This is a genomic window from Xenorhabdus sp. SGI246 (assembly GCF_040838225.1).
Lineage (GTDB): Bacteria > Pseudomonadota > Gammaproteobacteria > Enterobacterales > Enterobacteriaceae > Xenorhabdus > Xenorhabdus indica.
Window position 1 is genome coordinate 1 of sequence record NZ_JBFPEZ010000040.1, and the last position, 16,833, is coordinate 16,833.

Annotated in this window: 18 protein-coding genes; 14 read left to right on the plus strand and 4 right to left on the minus strand. The window is 40.2% G+C overall.

The features are described 5' to 3' along the window. Positions 1-413: 413 nt before the first annotated feature. From ABLA85_RS09890 to ABLA85_RS09925, 8 genes are all read left to right on the plus strand, one after another. Positions 414-1,586: a phage tail sheath protein gene (locus ABLA85_RS09890; RefSeq protein WP_367963625.1), complete on the plus strand. Its 1,173-nt coding sequence runs from the start codon at positions 414-416 to the stop codon at positions 1,584-1,586. An 11-nt stretch (positions 1,587-1,597) separates the two neighbouring features. After that, on the plus strand, positions 1,598-2,116 hold the full coding sequence (locus tag ABLA85_RS09895) for a phage major tail tube protein (RefSeq protein WP_367963627.1): 519 nt from the start codon (positions 1,598-1,600) through the stop codon (positions 2,114-2,116). A gap of 95 nt (positions 2,117-2,211) precedes the next feature. Further along, positions 2,212-2,529 (plus strand): phage tail assembly protein, encoded by a 318-nt coding sequence (locus ABLA85_RS09900; protein ID WP_047680883.1) that lies wholly within the window; start codon positions 2,212-2,214, stop codon positions 2,527-2,529. 14 nt (positions 2,530-2,543) lie between these two features. Next, positions 2,544-2,663: a GpE family phage tail protein gene (locus ABLA85_RS09905; protein ID WP_197056368.1), complete on the plus strand. Its 120-nt coding sequence runs from the start codon at positions 2,544-2,546 to the stop codon at positions 2,661-2,663. After that, complete coding sequence (locus ABLA85_RS09910) at positions 2,656-6,234, plus strand: phage tail protein (RefSeq protein ID WP_367963630.1); 3,579 nt, start codon at positions 2,656-2,658, stop codon at positions 6,232-6,234. Before ABLA85_RS09905 ends, ABLA85_RS09910 begins: the two co-directional genes overlap by 8 nt. After that, positions 6,231-6,716 carry a phage tail protein gene (locus ABLA85_RS09915; protein WP_367963633.1) on the plus strand — a complete coding sequence of 162 codons (486 nt, stop codon included), beginning with the start codon at positions 6,231-6,233 and terminating at the stop codon, positions 6,714-6,716. The genes ABLA85_RS09910 and ABLA85_RS09915 overlap by 4 nt, the downstream gene beginning before the upstream one ends. Positions 6,717-6,734: 18 nt before the next feature. Next, positions 6,735-8,198, plus strand: coding sequence for a contractile injection system protein, VgrG/Pvc8 family (locus ABLA85_RS09920; protein ID WP_367963634.1), 1,464 nt, complete (start codon positions 6,735-6,737; stop codon positions 8,196-8,198). Positions 8,199-8,287: 89 nt separating this feature from the next. After that, positions 8,288-8,536 (plus strand): ogr/Delta-like zinc finger family protein, encoded by a 249-nt coding sequence (locus tag ABLA85_RS09925; RefSeq protein ID WP_367963636.1) that lies wholly within the window; start codon positions 8,288-8,290, stop codon positions 8,534-8,536. Positions 8,537-8,708: 172 nt separating this feature from the next. Here ABLA85_RS09925 and ABLA85_RS09930 read toward each other — a convergent pair whose 3' ends face one another. Then, positions 8,709-8,927, minus strand: coding sequence for a YdcH family protein (locus tag ABLA85_RS09930; RefSeq protein WP_047680869.1), 219 nt, complete (start codon positions 8,925-8,927; stop codon positions 8,709-8,711). Between the two features lie 268 nt (positions 8,928-9,195). On the opposite strand from ABLA85_RS09930, the gene eco reads away from it, so the two are divergent. The 3 genes from eco to ABLA85_RS09945 all read left to right on the plus strand — a co-directional run bounded on the left by eco (position 9,196) and on the right by ABLA85_RS09945 (position 11,121). Beyond that, positions 9,196-9,669, plus strand: coding sequence for a serine protease inhibitor ecotin (gene eco, locus ABLA85_RS09935; RefSeq protein WP_367963638.1), 474 nt, complete (start codon positions 9,196-9,198; stop codon positions 9,667-9,669). A gap of 210 nt (positions 9,670-9,879) precedes the next feature. Then, on the plus strand, positions 9,880-10,575 hold the full coding sequence (aqpZ, locus tag ABLA85_RS09940; RefSeq protein ID WP_367963640.1) for an aquaporin Z: 696 nt from the start codon (positions 9,880-9,882) through the stop codon (positions 10,573-10,575). Positions 10,576-10,683: 108 nt separating this feature from the next. Continuing rightward, positions 10,684-11,121 (plus strand): GNAT family N-acetyltransferase, encoded by a 438-nt coding sequence (locus tag ABLA85_RS09945; protein WP_367963641.1) that lies wholly within the window; start codon positions 10,684-10,686, stop codon positions 11,119-11,121. A 187-nt stretch (positions 11,122-11,308) separates the two neighbouring features. Here ABLA85_RS09945 and ABLA85_RS09950 read toward each other — a convergent pair whose 3' ends face one another. Then, complete coding sequence (locus ABLA85_RS09950) at positions 11,309-11,536, minus strand: ATP-dependent Clp protease proteolytic subunit (RefSeq protein ID WP_367963791.1); 228 nt, start codon at positions 11,534-11,536, stop codon at positions 11,309-11,311. Positions 11,537-12,195: 659 nt separating this feature from the next. Here ABLA85_RS09950 and pvcA point away from each other — a divergent pair. Genes pvcA through ABLA85_RS09965 form a run of 3 tightly spaced genes read left to right on the plus strand, consistent with a single transcriptional unit; the run spans position 12,196 to position 15,444 of the window. Further along, positions 12,196-13,212, plus strand: a complete 1,017-nt coding sequence (gene pvcA / locus ABLA85_RS09955) for an L-tyrosine isonitrile synthase (RefSeq protein ID WP_367963643.1) — start codon at positions 12,196-12,198, stop codon at positions 13,210-13,212. A gap of 48 nt (positions 13,213-13,260) precedes the next feature. Next, positions 13,261-14,145: a tyrosine isonitrile desaturase/decarboxylase gene (gene pvcB / locus ABLA85_RS09960; RefSeq protein ID WP_367963645.1), complete on the plus strand. Its 885-nt coding sequence runs from the start codon at positions 13,261-13,263 to the stop codon at positions 14,143-14,145. Between the two features lie 18 nt (positions 14,146-14,163). After that, positions 14,164-15,444, plus strand: a complete 1,281-nt coding sequence (locus ABLA85_RS09965) for a glycosyltransferase (protein ID WP_367963648.1) — start codon at positions 14,164-14,166, stop codon at positions 15,442-15,444. Between the two features lie 94 nt (positions 15,445-15,538). Here the strand turns inward: ABLA85_RS09965 and ABLA85_RS09970 are convergent, their stop codons facing one another. Further along, on the minus strand, positions 15,539-16,120 hold the full coding sequence (locus ABLA85_RS09970; RefSeq protein ID WP_367963650.1) for a YceI family protein: 582 nt from the start codon (positions 16,118-16,120) through the stop codon (positions 15,539-15,541). 16 nt (positions 16,121-16,136) lie between these two features. Next, entirely contained in the window at positions 16,137-16,697 is a 561-nt protein-coding gene (locus tag ABLA85_RS09975; protein ID WP_367963652.1) for a cytochrome b, read from the minus strand. Between the last annotated feature and the right edge of the window lie 136 nt (positions 16,698-16,833).

The following is a 16,833-nucleotide window of genomic DNA, read 5'->3' on the forward strand; positions in this document are numbered from 1 at the left end:
TTAAACCGAGGTTTTTTACAATCCTTAGATCCTTATGATCCTAGCTAAGATCCAATCTCCTATCCTCTGAAAACCAATAAATAGAGGTGAAAATGGCCCAATTTAGCTTGTCAAAAAATAACCAAAAGCTCGAATTACTTGAAATAATATTGAATAGAATAAATTTTAAACCAATTTTGAGTAAAAAATATACTAAAGAGGGTCATTATTCGGTCAATAAAAGGCTGCCCTCACCAAAAACTACTAATTTCTCTCTCCCATCCAAAAATGAATCAAATATAAAATTAACATATTGATTATTAATAAAAATATTAATATAGATTTGTACCTTGCCCCACACACAGCCAACCGAATGATTTCCCCCGTCCAATCCGCCAATATATCAGCACACCTTAACAGGAGAGAACGCTAATATGGCACAAGATTATCATCACGGAGTCCGTGTACAGGAAATTAACGAAGGTACTCGTACCATCACTACCGTTAGCACCGCTATCGTAGGTATGGTTTGTACTGCTCCTGACGCAGACGAAAAAACATTTCCATTAAATACTCCAGTCCTGATTACTGACGTTATGAGCGCCAGTGGTAAGGCTGGAAAAAAAGGCACTTTGTCTGCATCACTAAAAGCAATTGCTGCTCAGGCTCTGCCTGTGACTGTGGTTGTTCGTGTGGCTGAGGGCGAATCTGAAGAAGTAACCGTTTCTAACATCATCGGTGGTGTCACTGATGCAGGTAAGAAAACCGGTATGCAGGCGCTGTTGGCAGCACAAGGCCAACTCGGTGTTAAACCACGCATTCTAGGCGTTCCGGGTCTGGATTCAAAAGCAGTTGCTGTTGAACTGGCAAGTGTTGCCCAGAAACTAAAAGCAATGGCGTATGTCAGCGCTTATGGCTGTAAAAATATCTCAGAAGTGATCAAATATCGCGACAACTTCAATCAGCGTGAGCTGATGCTGATTTGGCCAGATTTCCTGAGCTGGGATACCGTTACCAATAGCGAAGCTATCGCGTTTGCAACCGCTCGTGCTCTGGGTCTACGCGCCAAAATCGACGAAGAGACTGGCTGGCATAAAACCTTGTCCAACGTTGGTGTCAACGGTGTAACGGGTCTGTCTGCTGATGTCTTCTGGGATCTGCAAGATACCGCGACTGACGCTGATCTGTTGAACAAAAGTGGCGTCACTACACTGATCCGTAAAAACGGTTTCCGTTTCTGGGGTTCTCGTACTTGTGCAGATGATCCACTGTTCCAGTTCGAAAGCTACACCCGTACCGCTCAGGTTCTGGCTGATACGATGGCTGAAGCGCACATGTGGGCAATTGATAAACCACTGACCCCATCGCTGGTACGCGACATTATCGAAGGTATCAATGCCAAGTTCCGCGAACTGAAAGCAGGTGGTTACATCATTGATGGCCGCTGCTGGTATGACGACAAAGCCAACGATAAAGACACCCTAAAAGCAGGCAAACTGACCATCGATTACGACTATACCCCTGTACCGCCACTGGAAAACATGATGTTACGCCAGCGCATTACAGATAGTTACCTGATGGATTTCGCAAAAAGTATCAATAAATAAGGGGCTAACTGATGGCATTACCTCGCAAACTTAAGTACCTGAACTTGTTCAATGATGGCAACAATTATCAGGGTATTGTGGAAGAGCTAACTCTTCCTAAGCTGAGCCGCAAACTGGAAGCCTACCGCGGTGCCGGTATGAACGGCAGTGCAATGGTTGATCTGGGTCTGGATGAAGGCGCACTGGATGCGGAATTCACTCTGGGTGGCGTTGAAGCTCAACTGTACAAACAGTGGGGCATCGCACAAGTTGATGGCGTTATGTTGCGCTTTGCTGGCTCTTTTGAGCGCGAAGACACGGGTGACGTGGTTGCAGTTGAAGTTGTTATGCGTGGCCGTTTCCAGGAATTCGATCACGGTACTTATAAACAAGGCGACAACACTCAAACCAAAATTACCGCTAAAAATACTTATTTCAAACTGACTTGGAATGGTGAAGAACTGATTGAAATCGACACCGTCAACATGGTTGAGAAAGTGGGCGGAGAAGATCGCCTGGCGCAGCATCGCCGCGCTATCGGTATTTTTTAATCACTCTTTTATTAACAAATTTAAAACTTATTCCCTGTCTCAATCAGCATATCGCAGCTGAGACAGGTTTTTACTCGGATAAACAAGGTTGAATTATGACTGAAGCACTGAAAACTCAAGATGAAGATCTGCGCACAATCGAATTGGAAGCACCACTGGCGCGAGGCAACGGAAAAATCACGGAAGTGACGGTACGTAAACCTACCAGTGGCGCGTTGCGCGGTGCTCGTTTACAGGCACTGCTGGAAATGGATGTGGATTCTATGTTGCTGGTTCTGCCACGTGTTACCACTCCTGCATTGACCAAAAATGACCTGATGATGATGTCACCTGGTGATCTGATTAATCTCAGTGTGGAGGTGGTCAATTTTTTGTTGCCGAAGTCGGTCAAGTCCGATTCCCAGAACGATTAACCGTTGATGAACTGGTGGCAGATATTGCCACCGTTTTTCACTGGACTCCGGCAGACACAGATGAAATGTTATTGTCGGAATTATTGGACTGGCGACATCGGGCCATTTTAAGAAGTGGTGCAGAAAATGAGTAATATACAGTCACAGCTTAACAAAGTACTGAGTACTGTTGGTAAGCTGACCAGTTCCTTTAAATCTTTTCAACAGCATCAGAAAAAACTGGTAGGTTCAGTAGATAAAATTTATAACCAGTTTAAAAAACTCAATAAGAGTGTTGAAAAATTAAAACCCATTATAGGTTATGCGCAGGAAACTGCGCGTATGCGGGCCGAACTTAAGGCCTATAATCAAACAATTAAACAATCTTTTTCTGTGCGGCAAAATTCCCCAAAAGTGATACAGGTAAATGCCGCCAGCCAATCAGCTAATGTGGTCCAAATGACTCAGAATGTCCAACAGGAAAATTCATCCAGTAAAAAAAATGAATTTAATCTTGGTGTGACAGGCAATATGACTAACAATTTTAAATTGTTAGATAAATTGGTTATTAATATTAATCCTCAGATAACTATTTTATTTGGCATGCTGAATAAAATTAATGGGGTTTTGAATTTAACTGCTGGTTTTGTAAAAGTCACATTCCAAACATTAATTAGTCATATACAAATATTTGGTAATATCGGCATAAAAGCATTTGACACGTTAAGAATCAGATTAAATATATTTGCCTTGCTGGGGATTCAGGCATTTGTGGAATTAAGGGCCAGTCTGAACTTCTTTGTACAATTGGGTATTCGGGCTTTTGTCGCGCTAAGAACGAGTTTGCGCTTTTTCGTGCAATTGGGGCTGCAGGCATTTGTCGAATTAAGGGCCAGTCTGAACTTTTTTGTACAATTGGGTATTCGGGCTTTTGTCGCGCTAAGAACAAGTTTGCGCTTTTTCGTGCAATTGGGGCTGCAGGCATTTGTGGAATTAAGGGCCAGTCTGAACTTTTTTGTACAATTGGGTATTCGGGCTTTTGTCGCGCTAAGAACAAGTTTGCGCTTTTTCGTGCAATTGGGGTTGCAGGCATTTGTGGAATTAAGGGCCAGTCTGAACTTCTTTGTACAATTGGGTATTCGGGCTTTTGTCGCGCTAAGAACGAGTTTGCGCTTTTTCGTGCAATTGGGGCTGCAGGCATTTGTGGAATTAAGGGCCAGTCTGAACTTCTTTGCGCAGTTGGGAGTTAGTGCTTTTATCGAACTAAAAGCCAGTCTGAATATTTTTGCGCAGTTTGGCATTCAGATTTTTGTTGATCTGAGAGTTAGTCTGAATAAATTTGCGGAATTGGGTCGCCAGGCACTGGATACATTAAAGACCAGCTTGAATACTTTTGCGCAGTTGGGTATTAAGGCTTTGGAGACGCTGAAATCCAGCCTGAATAGGTTTGCAGAATTAGGTAGCCATGCACTGGAAACATTAAAGACCAGCTTGAATGCGTTTGTACAGTTAGGGATTCAGGCTCTGAATAAATTAACATATCCTTTAGATATGTTTGTCCAGTTAGGAATCAAAGCCTTTGAAGAGCTAAAAGCCAGCCTCAATTTCTTTGCTCAATTAGGTATTCAGGCGTTGGATAAATTGAAATCCAGCCTGGATACATTTGTGCAGTTGGGACTTAAAGCTTTTGAGGAATTAAAAGCCAGCCTGAACTTTTTTGCACAATTAGGTGTTCAAGCGCTGGATAAAATAAAATCCAGTTTGGATGCATTTGTGCAGTTGGGACTTAAAGCTTTTGAGGAATTAAAAGCTAGTCTGAACTTTTTTGCACAATTAGGCGTTCAGGCGTTGGATAAATTAAAGTCCACACTGGATGCATTTGTGCAGTTGGGAGTTCAGGCACTAAATAAATTAACGGCCCCACTGGATATATTTGCACAACTGGGTACTCAGGCGTTGGATAAATTAAAATCCACACTGGATGCATTTGTGCAGTTGGGGGTTCAGGCACTGAATAAATTAACGGCCCCACTGGATATATTTGCACAACTGGGCACTCAGGCGCTGGATAAATTAAAGTCCACACTGGATGCGTTTGTGCAGTTAGGGGTTCAGGCGCTGAATAAATTAACATCTCCGCTGGATATATTCGCTAAATTGGGTATGCAGGCTCTGGAAGAATTAAAAGCCAGCCTCAATTTCTTTGCACAGCTAGGAGTTCAGGCACTGGATAAATTGAAATCCAGTCTGGATATATTTACCCAAATTGGGGTTCAGGGACTGGAAGAATTAAGGGCCAATCTGAATAGATTTGCGCAAGTCGGTATTCAGGCTATGGAGAATTTAAGAGATGGCTTGAAGGCATTCGCACAATTCGGAACCGAGGCTTTGGAAGCACTAAGAGCTGCCATGGATTTTTTTGGTAAAACCGGGGATAAGGTTTTTGGTTCACTTAATAATGGTGCTGATTTGCTATCTAACAAAGGTAATAAGGATACTTTTGGAAAACAAAGAAGAGACATAGGTGCATTAGGGAATATTGGTCAAAAAGTTTTTGGTGTTTTGGGTAATGGCATAAATATTCTGGCAAGTATTGGTGTAAAAGGCCTGTCTTTTTTAAGTGGTGCTTTCAGCGTGTTAGGTAAGGCAATACTGTTTATTGGCCGGGCTATGATGGCAAACCCAATTTTTGCTGTTATTGGTGTTATCGCAATGGCTGCTATTTATATTTGGCAGAATTGGGAATCATTAGGGCCAAAATTCACTGCTTTATGGGAGGGCGTAAAAAATATCTTTGGTATTGCTTGGGAAGGAATTAAAAACCTTGTCAGTACGGCGTGGGAAGGTATTAAGAATTATTTCATGAGTGGTGGGTTAATTGGCATTATTTACCAAAACTGGGACACCATTAAACAAAGTGCCTCAGAAGCCTGGGAGTTTATTAAAACGATAATAAGTGGGGCTTGGGAATCTGTTAAACAGAGTACATCTGAAATCTGGGAGAGCGTTAAAAAATCAATTTCAGATAAATGGAATGAAATTGTTGCTGATGTTCAGGCTATTCCTGAAAAATTAAAAACGGCTGGGTCAGAAATGATCGATAGTTTGCTAGTTGGTATTCAGGAGAAGTGGGAAAACCTGAAAAGTAAGTTTTCCTCAATTACAGATTTTTTTAAGTCGTGGTGGTCTGGCGATGATAAAAAGGAAATTGCTGTAAAAACATCGCAGGAAATTACTAAGAACGACACAATACAACAAGCGGCACAAATTACTAAAAGCGACACAACACAACAAGCGGCACAAATTACTAAGCACGATTCAGGAGGATTTATTCCAGCCGGGAAGCTAGGCCTCGTGGGTGAATATGGTCCTGAAATTATCAACGGCCCTGCTAATGTTACCAGTAGAAAAAATACTGCAAAACTGGCTGCTTTGGGGCTTGCCGTCAGCTCAATGTCATTGCCTGCTGCGGCGCAGGATGCCCCGTTGCACGCACAAAGTTTACCTGCTCATGCTTATGAGGAAGTTCAGGCAAAACGGGAGCGGAGCCAGCCACAGCAATATAGTGGCGCAACACCGCAATATAACATCTATGTCTATGGCTCTCAGGGACAGTCCGCTCAGGATATCGCCCGTATGGTCAGACAGGAACTGGAACAACGAGAACGTATGCATCAGGCCCGTATGCGTAGCTCACTTTCTGACAGAGGAGAAGATTTCTTATGATGGCTGCACTTGGTTTATTTGTTTTTATGTTGAAAACCACGCCATACCAAAGTTTTCAGCATAAACAAAGCTGGAGACATGCCTTTAATAGCCGTGTGGGAGCACGGCCTGCATGGCAATTTGTGGGTTCAGATAACGATACGATTACATTATCGGGAGAACTTTATCCTGAACTGACTGGCGGTTCGCTTTCACTGACTGCATTGAAATTGATGGCAGATAGTGGCAAAGCTTGGTCTTTTATTGATGGCTGTGGCTCGATTTACGGCATGTTTGTCATTGAAAGTATTGATGAGACCAAAACCGAATTTATGTTAGACGGGGCGCCCCGCAAGATTAGCTTTACGCTGACTTTACGGCGGGTAGACAACAATCTGTTTGAGATGTTGGGTGATTTGCAGGATCAGCTATCTGACATCAAGGATAAACTATCTAGGTCACAGAGTAAGTTTTCTGAGCTTAAAGATCAGACCAATGGATAAAGTTAAGGAAATATTCTCATGATAGATTTCAGTCAATTGACACCAAGCACGGATTGGATTCCCAAATTTGATTTGATTATTGGGAAAACAGGGGCGCCAGCTTTTCGGTTGGAAACTAATAGCAAAGATATCACAGGAAAAATTCAGTCGCGTTTAATGTCATTAACACTGACAGATAACCGTGGATTGGAATCAGATCAGCTCGATATTGAATTGGATGATGCAGATCACGAACTTATTTTTCCTTCCCGAGGCGATATTTTGACATTGGAACTGGGGTGGCATGGCCACACTTTAACGCCAAAGGGAAAATATGTCGTTGATGAAATTGAACATTCAGGTGCACCTGACCGATTGACTATCCGCGCTCGTAGCGCGGACTTTCGTGGTGACCTGAACGTAAAGCGTGAAGCTTCTTATCATAAACTCACGTTAGAGAACATTGTGAGTACGATTGCTACGAGAAACCAACTGAAATTTCAAGTCAGTGAGGAATTGAAAGGGATCTCTGTGCATATTGATCAAACTAACGAATCTGATGTGAGCTTTTTAACGCGGGTGGCTAAGCAGGAAGGCGCGATTGTTTCAGTTAAAAATGGCGAATTGTTGTTTATTTGTCAGGGAAAAAATAAGACTGCAAGTGGTACGCCTATTACTCCTGTTGTGATTACTCGTGAATCAGGGGATAGCCATCGATTCTCTCTGTCTGATCGTGAAGCTTATACTGGTGTGATTGCTCAATGGTGGGACACAGGTACAGCATCTAAACAGACAGTCACCTATCAACGACAGGAGTCGACAAAAACAAAAATTGATGTCTCCGTTCACTATGAAAGCAGCAAAACTAAGTCATCAACTAAAAATCATTCTCAGATAAGTAATAAGCCTTCTAAACATAATGATTCATCTAAACATAGGGATAGAGAAAAACTAAAAAAAGAAAAAAATAAAAATTCGGGTGCTACTGACTTGTCGAAAAAAAATCCTAAACCGAAAGAAGGGAAGAAATCTCCTTATGATAGGACTCGTCATACAGGAGGAAATCGGCATGACAAAAGTAGTCGTAGAGATGAAAGTCACTCCTATGAGGAACAGCGAGAATCTGTGCATGAATCTCATCAAACAACGACGAACCAACAACAAACACAAGAGTATTTGCAGGGAACAGCGGAGAATATACTGACACTTTCGCGGATCTATCACAACAAAGCAGAGGCAGAACGTGCTGCCAAAGCAGCCTGGGAAAAAATTCAACGAGGTACAGCGCAGTTTTCTATCACTTTGGCTAGAGGACGTGCTGACATCTATCCTGAAACACCAGTTCTGATTAAAGGGTTTAAACCACAGATAGACGAAACTAATTGGACGATAGTTAAAGTGACTCATAATCTCAATGACAGTGGTTTTACAACATCTTTAGATCTTGAGATTAAGCTTGATGAAATAGAAATCAAACCAGAGGATACCAAAATAAACACTTGATCTCAATATGAGAACTTTGATATATTGTTCACCAGACGAGATGGTGTTATTTCATTAAAAACAATGCTTTCAAGATAAGGTGAACAATTATGATTAAGTGTCCTCTGTGTGGTCAGTCAGCACATACTCGTAGCAGCTTCGAGCATTCCAGCCAAACAAAGGAGCGCTATAACCAATGCCAGAATATCAATTGTGGGGCAACGTTCGTCAGCCATGAAACGTTTGTGCGCTTTATCTCTAAGCCGGGGGAAGTTGAAAGTGTTACGCCACATCCAAGGGTAAAAACGAAAAGACAACCTAGCCAGAAAGCTGTTGCACAAGCGGCTGTAAGCCAATAAATAATGAAGAAACCTTGCTCCAGTTTTTGCCACCTTTATGGTGGCTTTTTTGTGGATGTTTGACAATGTGAGTTCTTGATTTGAGAACTTTATTGTAGGGAAATGACAAACAAATGAGTGCTTTCATGAGACGCCCGCTTTTCAGCGTAGCAGGCGTCAGTCTATGGCAGGGTTACTTCTGAGATTCTGCCTGCAAAATCCTTTGCATCTCATCCTTTATATGTAATTTTTCTTTTTTTAATCGCACAACTTTTTCGTTATAGCCGGCTCCGTTCGGGCCTTCAAGTTGCGATATCTCGTGGTCAAGGCGGTTATGTTTTTCAAACAAGGATTGGAAACGGGGGTGAGATTCTTTCAGGTTAGATACTAAATTGTGATCTTCTGGAAACATGGGACCTCCTATACGAAGTTTGCTACCACACTATGAGTGTAGCAGCCCATTGTAATATCAGATTTGAGAAATATCACATAAAAAATATTTTGTAGAAACTATGTATCCTTCTGATTGTTAACGTAAATTTATTTTATATCCGAAAGGAGTTGCTTTTGTCTAAAGGAATAGTGGTAAAAATCAGTGCCTTGCCAAAAAAGCATAATTTCTTTAGGGATTTTCGTTGTTATGATCCTCTTGCATTGTTAAATATATCAAGAGGTGAAAAATGAAAAAGTATCTACTTGCTTTAGCTGCTATGGCTGTTTCTGTTTATGCTCAGGCTGATAAACTTGAAAATGTAGCTCCTTATCCTGAGGCTTCAAAGGGTATGGTTCGCAGTGTGATTACATTATCACCTGAAAAGAACGAAAATAATTATATGGTAGAGTTGATAATTGGTAAGGATATGTTGGTGGATTGTAATCATCACTCATTCGGCGGCAAGCTTGAAACGAAAACCTTGGAAGGGTGGGGATATAATTATTACGTTTTGGATAAAGTCGTGGGGCCTATTTCAACCAAGATGGCATGCCCTGATGACAAGAAAACTATGAAATTCGTTCAGGTGAATTTAGGAAAAGATGCGGCTGTACGTTATAACAGTAAATTACCAATTGTAGTATATACACCAGATACCATGAAAGTGAAATACCGTATTTGGCATGCGTCAGATAAGATCAATAACGCGGTAGAGAAATAAATTACTAATTAAATAAATCAGCGACCTGAGTTTATTATCATTAAACTCAGGTTGTTATGTATTTAATATGATTGTTATGTACTCATTATTCGTAATGTATTTCTGTCATTTATTTTCTGCTGACAAGTTCCTTGCACATACTTAAAAATACTAACTAAACTTTGTTTGGATTCTTTTGCATTCATGCAAATATTATTGAGGATTCATAGGATGTTTAAAAAATTATCAGCGGAGTTCTTCGGAACTTTTTGGTTAGTATTTGGAGGATGTGGAAGTGCTGTTTTAGCTGCGGCATTTCCACAGCTAGGGATAGGTTTTGTGGGAGTATCTCTGGCTTTTGGTTTAACTGTTGTGACAATGGCGTATGCTGTCGGCCATATTTCCGGTGGGCATTTTAATCCGGCTGTGACATTGGGATTATTTGCTGGTGGGCGTATTTTAGCTAAAGACGTTATTCCTTATATTATTGTTCAGGTAATTGGAGGAGTTGTCGCCGCTGCGGTACTTTATCTGATTGCCAGTGGTCAAAGTGGTTTTAATGCAACAGAGAGTGGATTTGCATCCAACGGTTATGGGAATCACTCTCCTGGAGGATTTTCATTACAATCTGCAATTATCATTGAATTGGTGTTAACAGCATTTTTCTTGATCGTCATTTTTGGCGCGACAGATAAAAATGCGCCAACGAAATTCGCGCCATTGGTAATTGGTTTGGCATTAACTTTGATCCATTTAATTAGCATACCTGTGACAAACACGTCAGTTAACCCTGCAAGAAGTACAGCAGTTGCGATTTTTCAGGGAACCTGGGCTATAGAGCAGTTATGGTTATTCTGGTTGGTTCCACTAATTGGGGGGATTATTGGTGGTTTGATATATCGCAGGTTATTACAAAAAAATGAGTAAATCATGGAGATTTTCATATTTTGAAAAGCCACACAATTGTGTGGCTTTCTTTTAAGCGTTTTTGTGATAATTTCTTTTCACAGCTAATTTTTCTGAAAAGGAAAAAAGATGAAAGAAGCGATAGAGTGGAGACGTGACGAATATTGGATCACAACGGATAAAAATAAAATTGATGTGAAATTTGTTCACAGTAATCTTACGCAATTATTTTGGGCACGTGGAATTGAATTTGAAAAAGTTAAAACTGCAGTAGAAAATAGTTTATGTTTTGTATTATTTCATCACGATAAAGAAATTGGGTTTTCCAGATTAATAACTGATTTTTCAATGTTTTCTTATATTTCAGATGTATTTATTATTGATGAGTATCAAAAGAAAGGATTAGGGCGTTGGCTAATAGCGTGTATTTTGCAGCACCCTGCTATTACTCAGGTAAATCATGTGGCATTAGTGACTTCTAATGCGGGTTGGTTATATAAAAAATTTGGATTTGCGCCTGTCACAGAACAAGATTTTGTATGGACACTGGAGAAAATCCAAGAATAATTAGAATATAAAGTAATTAGACCCCAATGAATTTTAAGTTGCGTCATGGCGGCAAGGGAATGCTCCCCAGAAGCCTTGCAAACGTGATGTGTTCATAGAGAAGGGTATAAACCTATCAAAGCCATAAAACAGCCATCATTGACCATACTCTTCATCTTCCAATTTGTTCCAATGGCTGATATTTGCCCTACGATACTATAATCACGGGCTTCTTCCAGCCCACCCATAAATTACGGTCAGTGTCTTTTACTGCTTTATCAATAGGGCAGCCAGTAGCTTCACTGATAAGCTGATTTATCCGGCCACGGATTTTTAATATTCCTTTTCTTTCAATTTCGATGTCGGAAGTGCTTCCCTGAACGCTTCCAAAAGTCTGGTGGATCATAAAACGAGTATGATGATAATTGAATGTGATTGAAGTAGTTTATCGTAAAAAAGTAACTTTTAGGTATTTCTTTTTTATTACCAAAAAAATATATGTTATTTTATTCCTAATTAATATTGTTAATATTAATAAATAATATATCTTATAAAAAAATATTCTATATAAAAAAGACTAAATTTATAAGTTAAAATTTCTAATTAGTTTTATTGGGTGAGGTTTCTTCTTTGTATTATTTTTTTTAAAGTTTTTTTTCTTTACTTGCAGATATTAACTGTCTATATTATTTTGCATATGTACATGTAATAAAATACATTATATACAAGGAATATTATTATTTATGTATTATATGATTGTCATGTATGATTAATGTTAATCAGATGTTGTTTTATTTGTTTTTATAGAGGAGGTTAATTGTAATAATCTTTTCGACAAGCTTAAGTTTGTCGCCTTTTTATTACTTATCTGATTTTGTCGGCATAACTTATTGTTTATTTAAGTGAATTTAATATTCCTGAGTTTTGTGATTCTTATATTAAAAAAAATTATAACCTTATAACTTTTCAAATTTTTTGAATTTCTTATTGGGTTATATTGAATAATATCATTAGTCAGTATCTAAATCTAATACAGATATTCTGTAGGTGGGAATTATTTGTATTAAGGTAAATGTAATAAGCTAGGAATGAATTATGAAATACTTTGATATAGAAAATGTGTCAGGAAAGATCTTACAGGAATTATTGCAATATCGACGTCGTTTTCCAACATCTGAACATACAATTGAAAATGAGGAAAAGTACGTTGCCGAGGTTCAGTTACCACGCATTCGTGCTTTTGTTGAACAAGGCAAAACAATTAAATGTATCTTGCCCGCGTTTCCGACAAAATCACCAAACCCCCGTAAAGTGTTGGGCGTTATGCCTGATATGGCAGAAAAGTTATCGCTGATTTTTTTGAATTCTTTATGTCAACGTATTCAGCTTTATTACCCTCCAGGAGCGCATATTGTTATTTGTTCTGATGGGCATGTATTTAGTGATCTGATACGGGTCAATGATAAAACGGTTACTCTTTATCAATTGGAAATTGAGAAACTGTTACATGAATTGGGATTGACTAATCTCTCGGTATTTAATCTCGGTAATGTTGAGTCATTAACTCAATATACCAGCGATTATGATCAACTACGTGAATTGCTGGTCAGTAACTATGCTTATTCTACCGAGGAGATTAAAGCCACATTGAAAGAAAGCGAAGAGGGTATTCAATTATATCGGGCGATTACCCGTTTCCTTTATGAAGATAGCTTATTACCTGAATATATCGGTTCTAAAAATGCTTTGCAGAAAGATGCCCGCCACCGTTCTGTTGGGGTGATCCAACGCAGTTGGGCTTGGGGAAATCTGCTGTCAGAACAATTCCCTGAAGCCATCCGTCTTTCTATCCATCCTCAACCTATGGACAACATTAAAATCGGTATTCATATGATGCCTACCCGAGATGATTGGTTGACTCCATGGCATGGTGTCGCAGCCAATATCAATGGTCAGTTTGTGCTGATGAAAAGTGATGAAGTGAAAAAAATGCAAGGCAAATTGGTCGAAATCCGTGGTGTTCCAAGCCATTACTTGATCGAAGGTTTATCTGAGATAAGTCCGCAGGATGTGCCTTTGATGACTACATTACAGAATAAGCAAACAGCTTAGGAAAACCTCTATCCTCCGTCGTTATACTTTACTTTGAGAGAAAGCATTATGTATGCAGATAAACTCGATTGTCATATTGAACCGATTACTCCTTTTGGTGTGATGATTACGCCAAATTGGCCTGGGCAGGACGTGTCCACGCTGCCTGTTGATACTTTACGTGAGTTAGCTCGTACTCATTTACTGGTTATATTACGCGGTTTTTCTTCCGGTTTTACAGATCCAGAAAGGTTGACTGAATACTCTCGCCGTTGGGGAGAAATCATGATGTGGCCTTTTGGTGCTGTATTGGATGTGATGGAACATCAGGACCCTTCTGACCATGTATTAGACAGTACTGAAGTACCTCTGCATTGGGATGGGATGTATAGAGAAACTATTCCGGAATTTCAGATATTCCACTGCGTTTCAGCACCAGAAACAACTCAGGGTGGCCGAACCACATTTTTTAATACTGAACAGTTGGTCCTTGATGCCAGTGAAGATGAACGTCATAGCTGGAAAAATACTATTATCACTTACCGTACAAGCCGCGTAACACATTATGGTGGTGAGGTAGTTTCTCCACTGGTTTGTCTTCATCCTGATGGTGAGAAATGGGTAATGCGTTACAACGAACCGATGGCGGTTGACAATGAAAAATATTCTGATCATCACACAGTGAAATTTGCCGGTTTTTCACCAGAGCAACAGAAGGTCTTGGAAAAAGATCTGAAGAGCAGGCTTTATGAACCGCGCTATTTCCTTGCTCATCAGTGGCAAACGGGTGACCTTGTTATTAGTGATAACTTTACTTTACTACATGGCAGGGAATCTTTTGTCACTCGTTCATCTCGCCATCTCCAAAGGGTACATATTCATGGAACACCAATATGTAATAACACCAGCTTTAAGACTATTTCCACGCCGCCTTCAGATAGTAAGGCAGTTTAATTGAAGGAGGTTTGATTTATGGCGCGTATTGTTTTGGCAGCAATTGCAACTCCGGGGCATGTTTTTCCCATTTGTTCTATTGCCAGACATTTAATAGAACAGGGACATGATGTAACAATATTCAGTGGTTCTCTTTTTCGGCAGCAGTCGGAAGCGCTAGGGGCGAGTTTTGTTGCTTTTGATCCGAGAGTGGATGTTGATTACCGTTATTTGGAAAAAAAATTTCCTGAACGTGGACAGCATCCGCCGGGAAATGCCCAGACGTCGTTTTCTCTTAAGCAATTTTTTGCGGGGCCGATCCCTGTACTATATCCTCAATTGCAACAACTGGTTGCAGATGCTGATTTGCTGATTGTTGACAATACGTTCTATGCTGTATTGCCCTTATTACAAAAGCCTGTTCATGAACGCATTCCTGTCATGGTGATTGGGGTAAGTCCGCTGTTATTGTCATCTCGGGATGCCATATTCTGGGGGGCACGTATACCGCCCGAATTGCTTCCTGCCGATTTAAAGCGTGAACAGTTGGTGGATGAGGAAACTCACAAGCTGATTGCGCAGGTCCAGGAAGCTTTTAACACAGCTTTGGCCACAGTGAATGCTCCTTTACTGACACAGGATTATAACGATGTCATTCTGAAACAATCTAATTGTTTCCTGCAATTGGCAACTCGGTCGTTTGAATTCCCGCGTGATGATCTGCCGGAAACACTGGATTTTATTGGTGCGCTGAAAGTTGATGTACAGGATGATAAAAAAGAGCTGGAATGGCCTGATGAGAGTTTGCCACTTATACTGGTTACTCAAGGTACATTGGCGAATATTGATTTCAATCAGTTAATAATACCGACTTTGCATGCCCTGGCGAATTTACCAGTACGCGTTTTGGCTATCACCGCAGGAAGGCCGGCTGAAATGTTGGGAGAATCAATACCGGATAATGCCAAAGTAGTGGAATATCTTAACTTTGAATACTGGCTTCCCCGTTCAGCAATTTTTATTACGAATGGTGGATATGGTTCTCTCAATGCAGCAATTCGTCATGGTGTACCTATGGTTGTGGCTGGTACAGGAGATGGTAAGCTGGAAGCGGTTGCCCGTGTTATCTGGGCACGCTGTGGTATCAGCCTGAATACAGATACACCGAGTGAACAACAGCTCTATCAGGCAGTTACACGGATACTTTCTTCTCCTGAATGGTATCAGCAGGCGCAGAAACTTAAGGCAGACTATGCTGCTCATAACGCTCTGGAGTCTATTACATTCCATGTTAATAAATTGCTTGCACAGTCGGTTTAAGTAGCGACAGAGATCATGGTTTAATTTCAAGTTGCAGCCAACAAATCTGCAACTTGAAAAGCAAAAAGGATAGGAGAAATGATTTTGAAAAGTATCAGGCTTTTTCTCGAATACCTTCCAACGAAATATTCAGTTCAACTTCCTGAGATTTGGGCCCTAAATCAGTTTTAATATTAAAATCTTTCAATTTAAGTTTCCCGTTAGCTTCAAAGCCTGCGCGATATCCTCCCCACGGATCTTTACCTTCGCCCATTAGTCTTGCTTGCAGCGTTACTGGTTTAGTCACACCATTCAATGTCAGATTACCGATAATTTTGTAGTGATCTCCCTCTTTCTCCACCTTGGTTGAAGTAAATTTGGCTTCCGGATGTTTTGTGGTATTTAAAAAATCAGCACCACGTAAGTGCTTATCGCGTTCAGCATGGTTTGTCTCTACGCTATCTGTTTTTATAACGACATTGACCTTATCCGTTGTTGGATTGTTTGCATCGAAAGTAAAATCACCATCAAATTTTTTAAAGCTACCGTAAAGCCAGCTCATACCTAAATGTTGGATACGAAACTCGATAAAGGCATGTTGGCCAGCAGTATCAATTTTATAGTTAGCAGCGATTGCTGAGCCTGCGCTCATAAATAAAGCACCTGCTGTCAGGCTGATTAGCGTCTTTTTCAACATAATGATTCTCCATAATTTATTTTGAGTCGGGTGGGAGTCCAAACATTCTTTTTAGCGTACTATCTCGGTCAATAAAGTGATGCTTCAGCGCTGCAAGCCCATGTAATAGCGAAAGCACAACGACCAGCCAGGCAAGATAGAGGTGGATAATACCGGCTGTATCTGCTTGTACGCCTTGCTTTGCCAGTGTGGCGGGGATATCAAACCATCCAAAAACACTGATAGGCTGACCATCTGCTGTGGAGATAAAATATCCGCTGAATAAAATGCCAAACAGGGCGATATAAAGGGTGAACTGAACTAATTTTGAACTGATCCGTGTAAGTTGGCTATAACTATTCAGGGGCTTAGGGGGAGGAGAAATAAATCGCCAGATAATGCGGATGACCATAATAATAAAGATTAAAAAACCGATGCTCTTATGAAGTTTGGGAGCTTGATGATACCAGGTATCGTAATAACTTAATGTGACCATCCATAAACCTAATGCGAACATTCCATAAACAGCAAGCGCAATTAACCAGTGGATCAAAACAGAGATATGACCAAATTGCTTGGAGGTGTTTTTTAATAACATATCGTTTCCTTATTTTTGATCACTTACAAAATACAATTTCCTAACATAGCACTCTTCTAACATAGATAGTAAACAGAAATGAAAAAAAATGAACCTCACAATAGATAAAAGTTTAGTCTTATTTTTGTAAATCTTC

What these genes read in the sequence shown, in the direction of transcription:
- ABLA85_RS09890 (WP_367963625.1), top strand. Translation starts at nt 414, where the DNA reads ATGGCACAAGATTATCATCACGGAGTCCGTGTACAGGAAATTAACGAA.
- ABLA85_RS09895 (WP_367963627.1), top strand. Translation starts at nt 1,598, where the DNA reads ATGGCATTACCTCGCAAACTTAAGTACCTGAACTTGTTCAATGATGGC.
- ABLA85_RS09900 (WP_047680883.1), top strand. Translation starts at nt 2,212, where the DNA reads ATGACTGAAGCACTGAAAACTCAAGATGAAGATCTGCGCACAATCGAA.
- ABLA85_RS09910 (WP_367963630.1), top strand. Translation starts at nt 2,656, where the DNA reads ATGAGTAATATACAGTCACAGCTTAACAAAGTACTGAGTACTGTTGGT.
- ABLA85_RS09915 (WP_367963633.1), top strand. Translation starts at nt 6,231, where the DNA reads ATGATGGCTGCACTTGGTTTATTTGTTTTTATGTTGAAAACCACGCCA.
- ABLA85_RS09920 (WP_367963634.1), top strand. Translation starts at nt 6,735, where the DNA reads ATGATAGATTTCAGTCAATTGACACCAAGCACGGATTGGATTCCCAAA.
- ABLA85_RS09925 (WP_367963636.1), top strand. Translation starts at nt 8,288, where the DNA reads ATGATTAAGTGTCCTCTGTGTGGTCAGTCAGCACATACTCGTAGCAGC.
- ABLA85_RS09930 (WP_047680869.1), bottom strand. Translation starts at nt 8,927, where the DNA reads ATGTTTCCAGAAGATCACAATTTAGTATCTAACCTGAAAGAATCTCAC.
- eco (WP_367963638.1), top strand. Translation starts at nt 9,196, where the DNA reads ATGAAAAAGTATCTACTTGCTTTAGCTGCTATGGCTGTTTCTGTTTAT.
- aqpZ (WP_367963640.1), top strand. Translation starts at nt 9,880, where the DNA reads ATGTTTAAAAAATTATCAGCGGAGTTCTTCGGAACTTTTTGGTTAGTA.
- ABLA85_RS09945 (WP_367963641.1), top strand. Translation starts at nt 10,684, where the DNA reads ATGAAAGAAGCGATAGAGTGGAGACGTGACGAATATTGGATCACAACG.
- pvcA (WP_367963643.1), top strand. Translation starts at nt 12,196, where the DNA reads ATGAAATACTTTGATATAGAAAATGTGTCAGGAAAGATCTTACAGGAA.
- pvcB (WP_367963645.1), top strand. Translation starts at nt 13,261, where the DNA reads ATGTATGCAGATAAACTCGATTGTCATATTGAACCGATTACTCCTTTT.
- ABLA85_RS09965 (WP_367963648.1), top strand. Translation starts at nt 14,164, where the DNA reads ATGGCGCGTATTGTTTTGGCAGCAATTGCAACTCCGGGGCATGTTTTT.
- ABLA85_RS09970 (WP_367963650.1), bottom strand. Translation starts at nt 16,120, where the DNA reads ATGTTGAAAAAGACGCTAATCAGCCTGACAGCAGGTGCTTTATTTATG.
- ABLA85_RS09975 (WP_367963652.1), bottom strand. Translation starts at nt 16,697, where the DNA reads ATGTTATTAAAAAACACCTCCAAGCAATTTGGTCATATCTCTGTTTTG.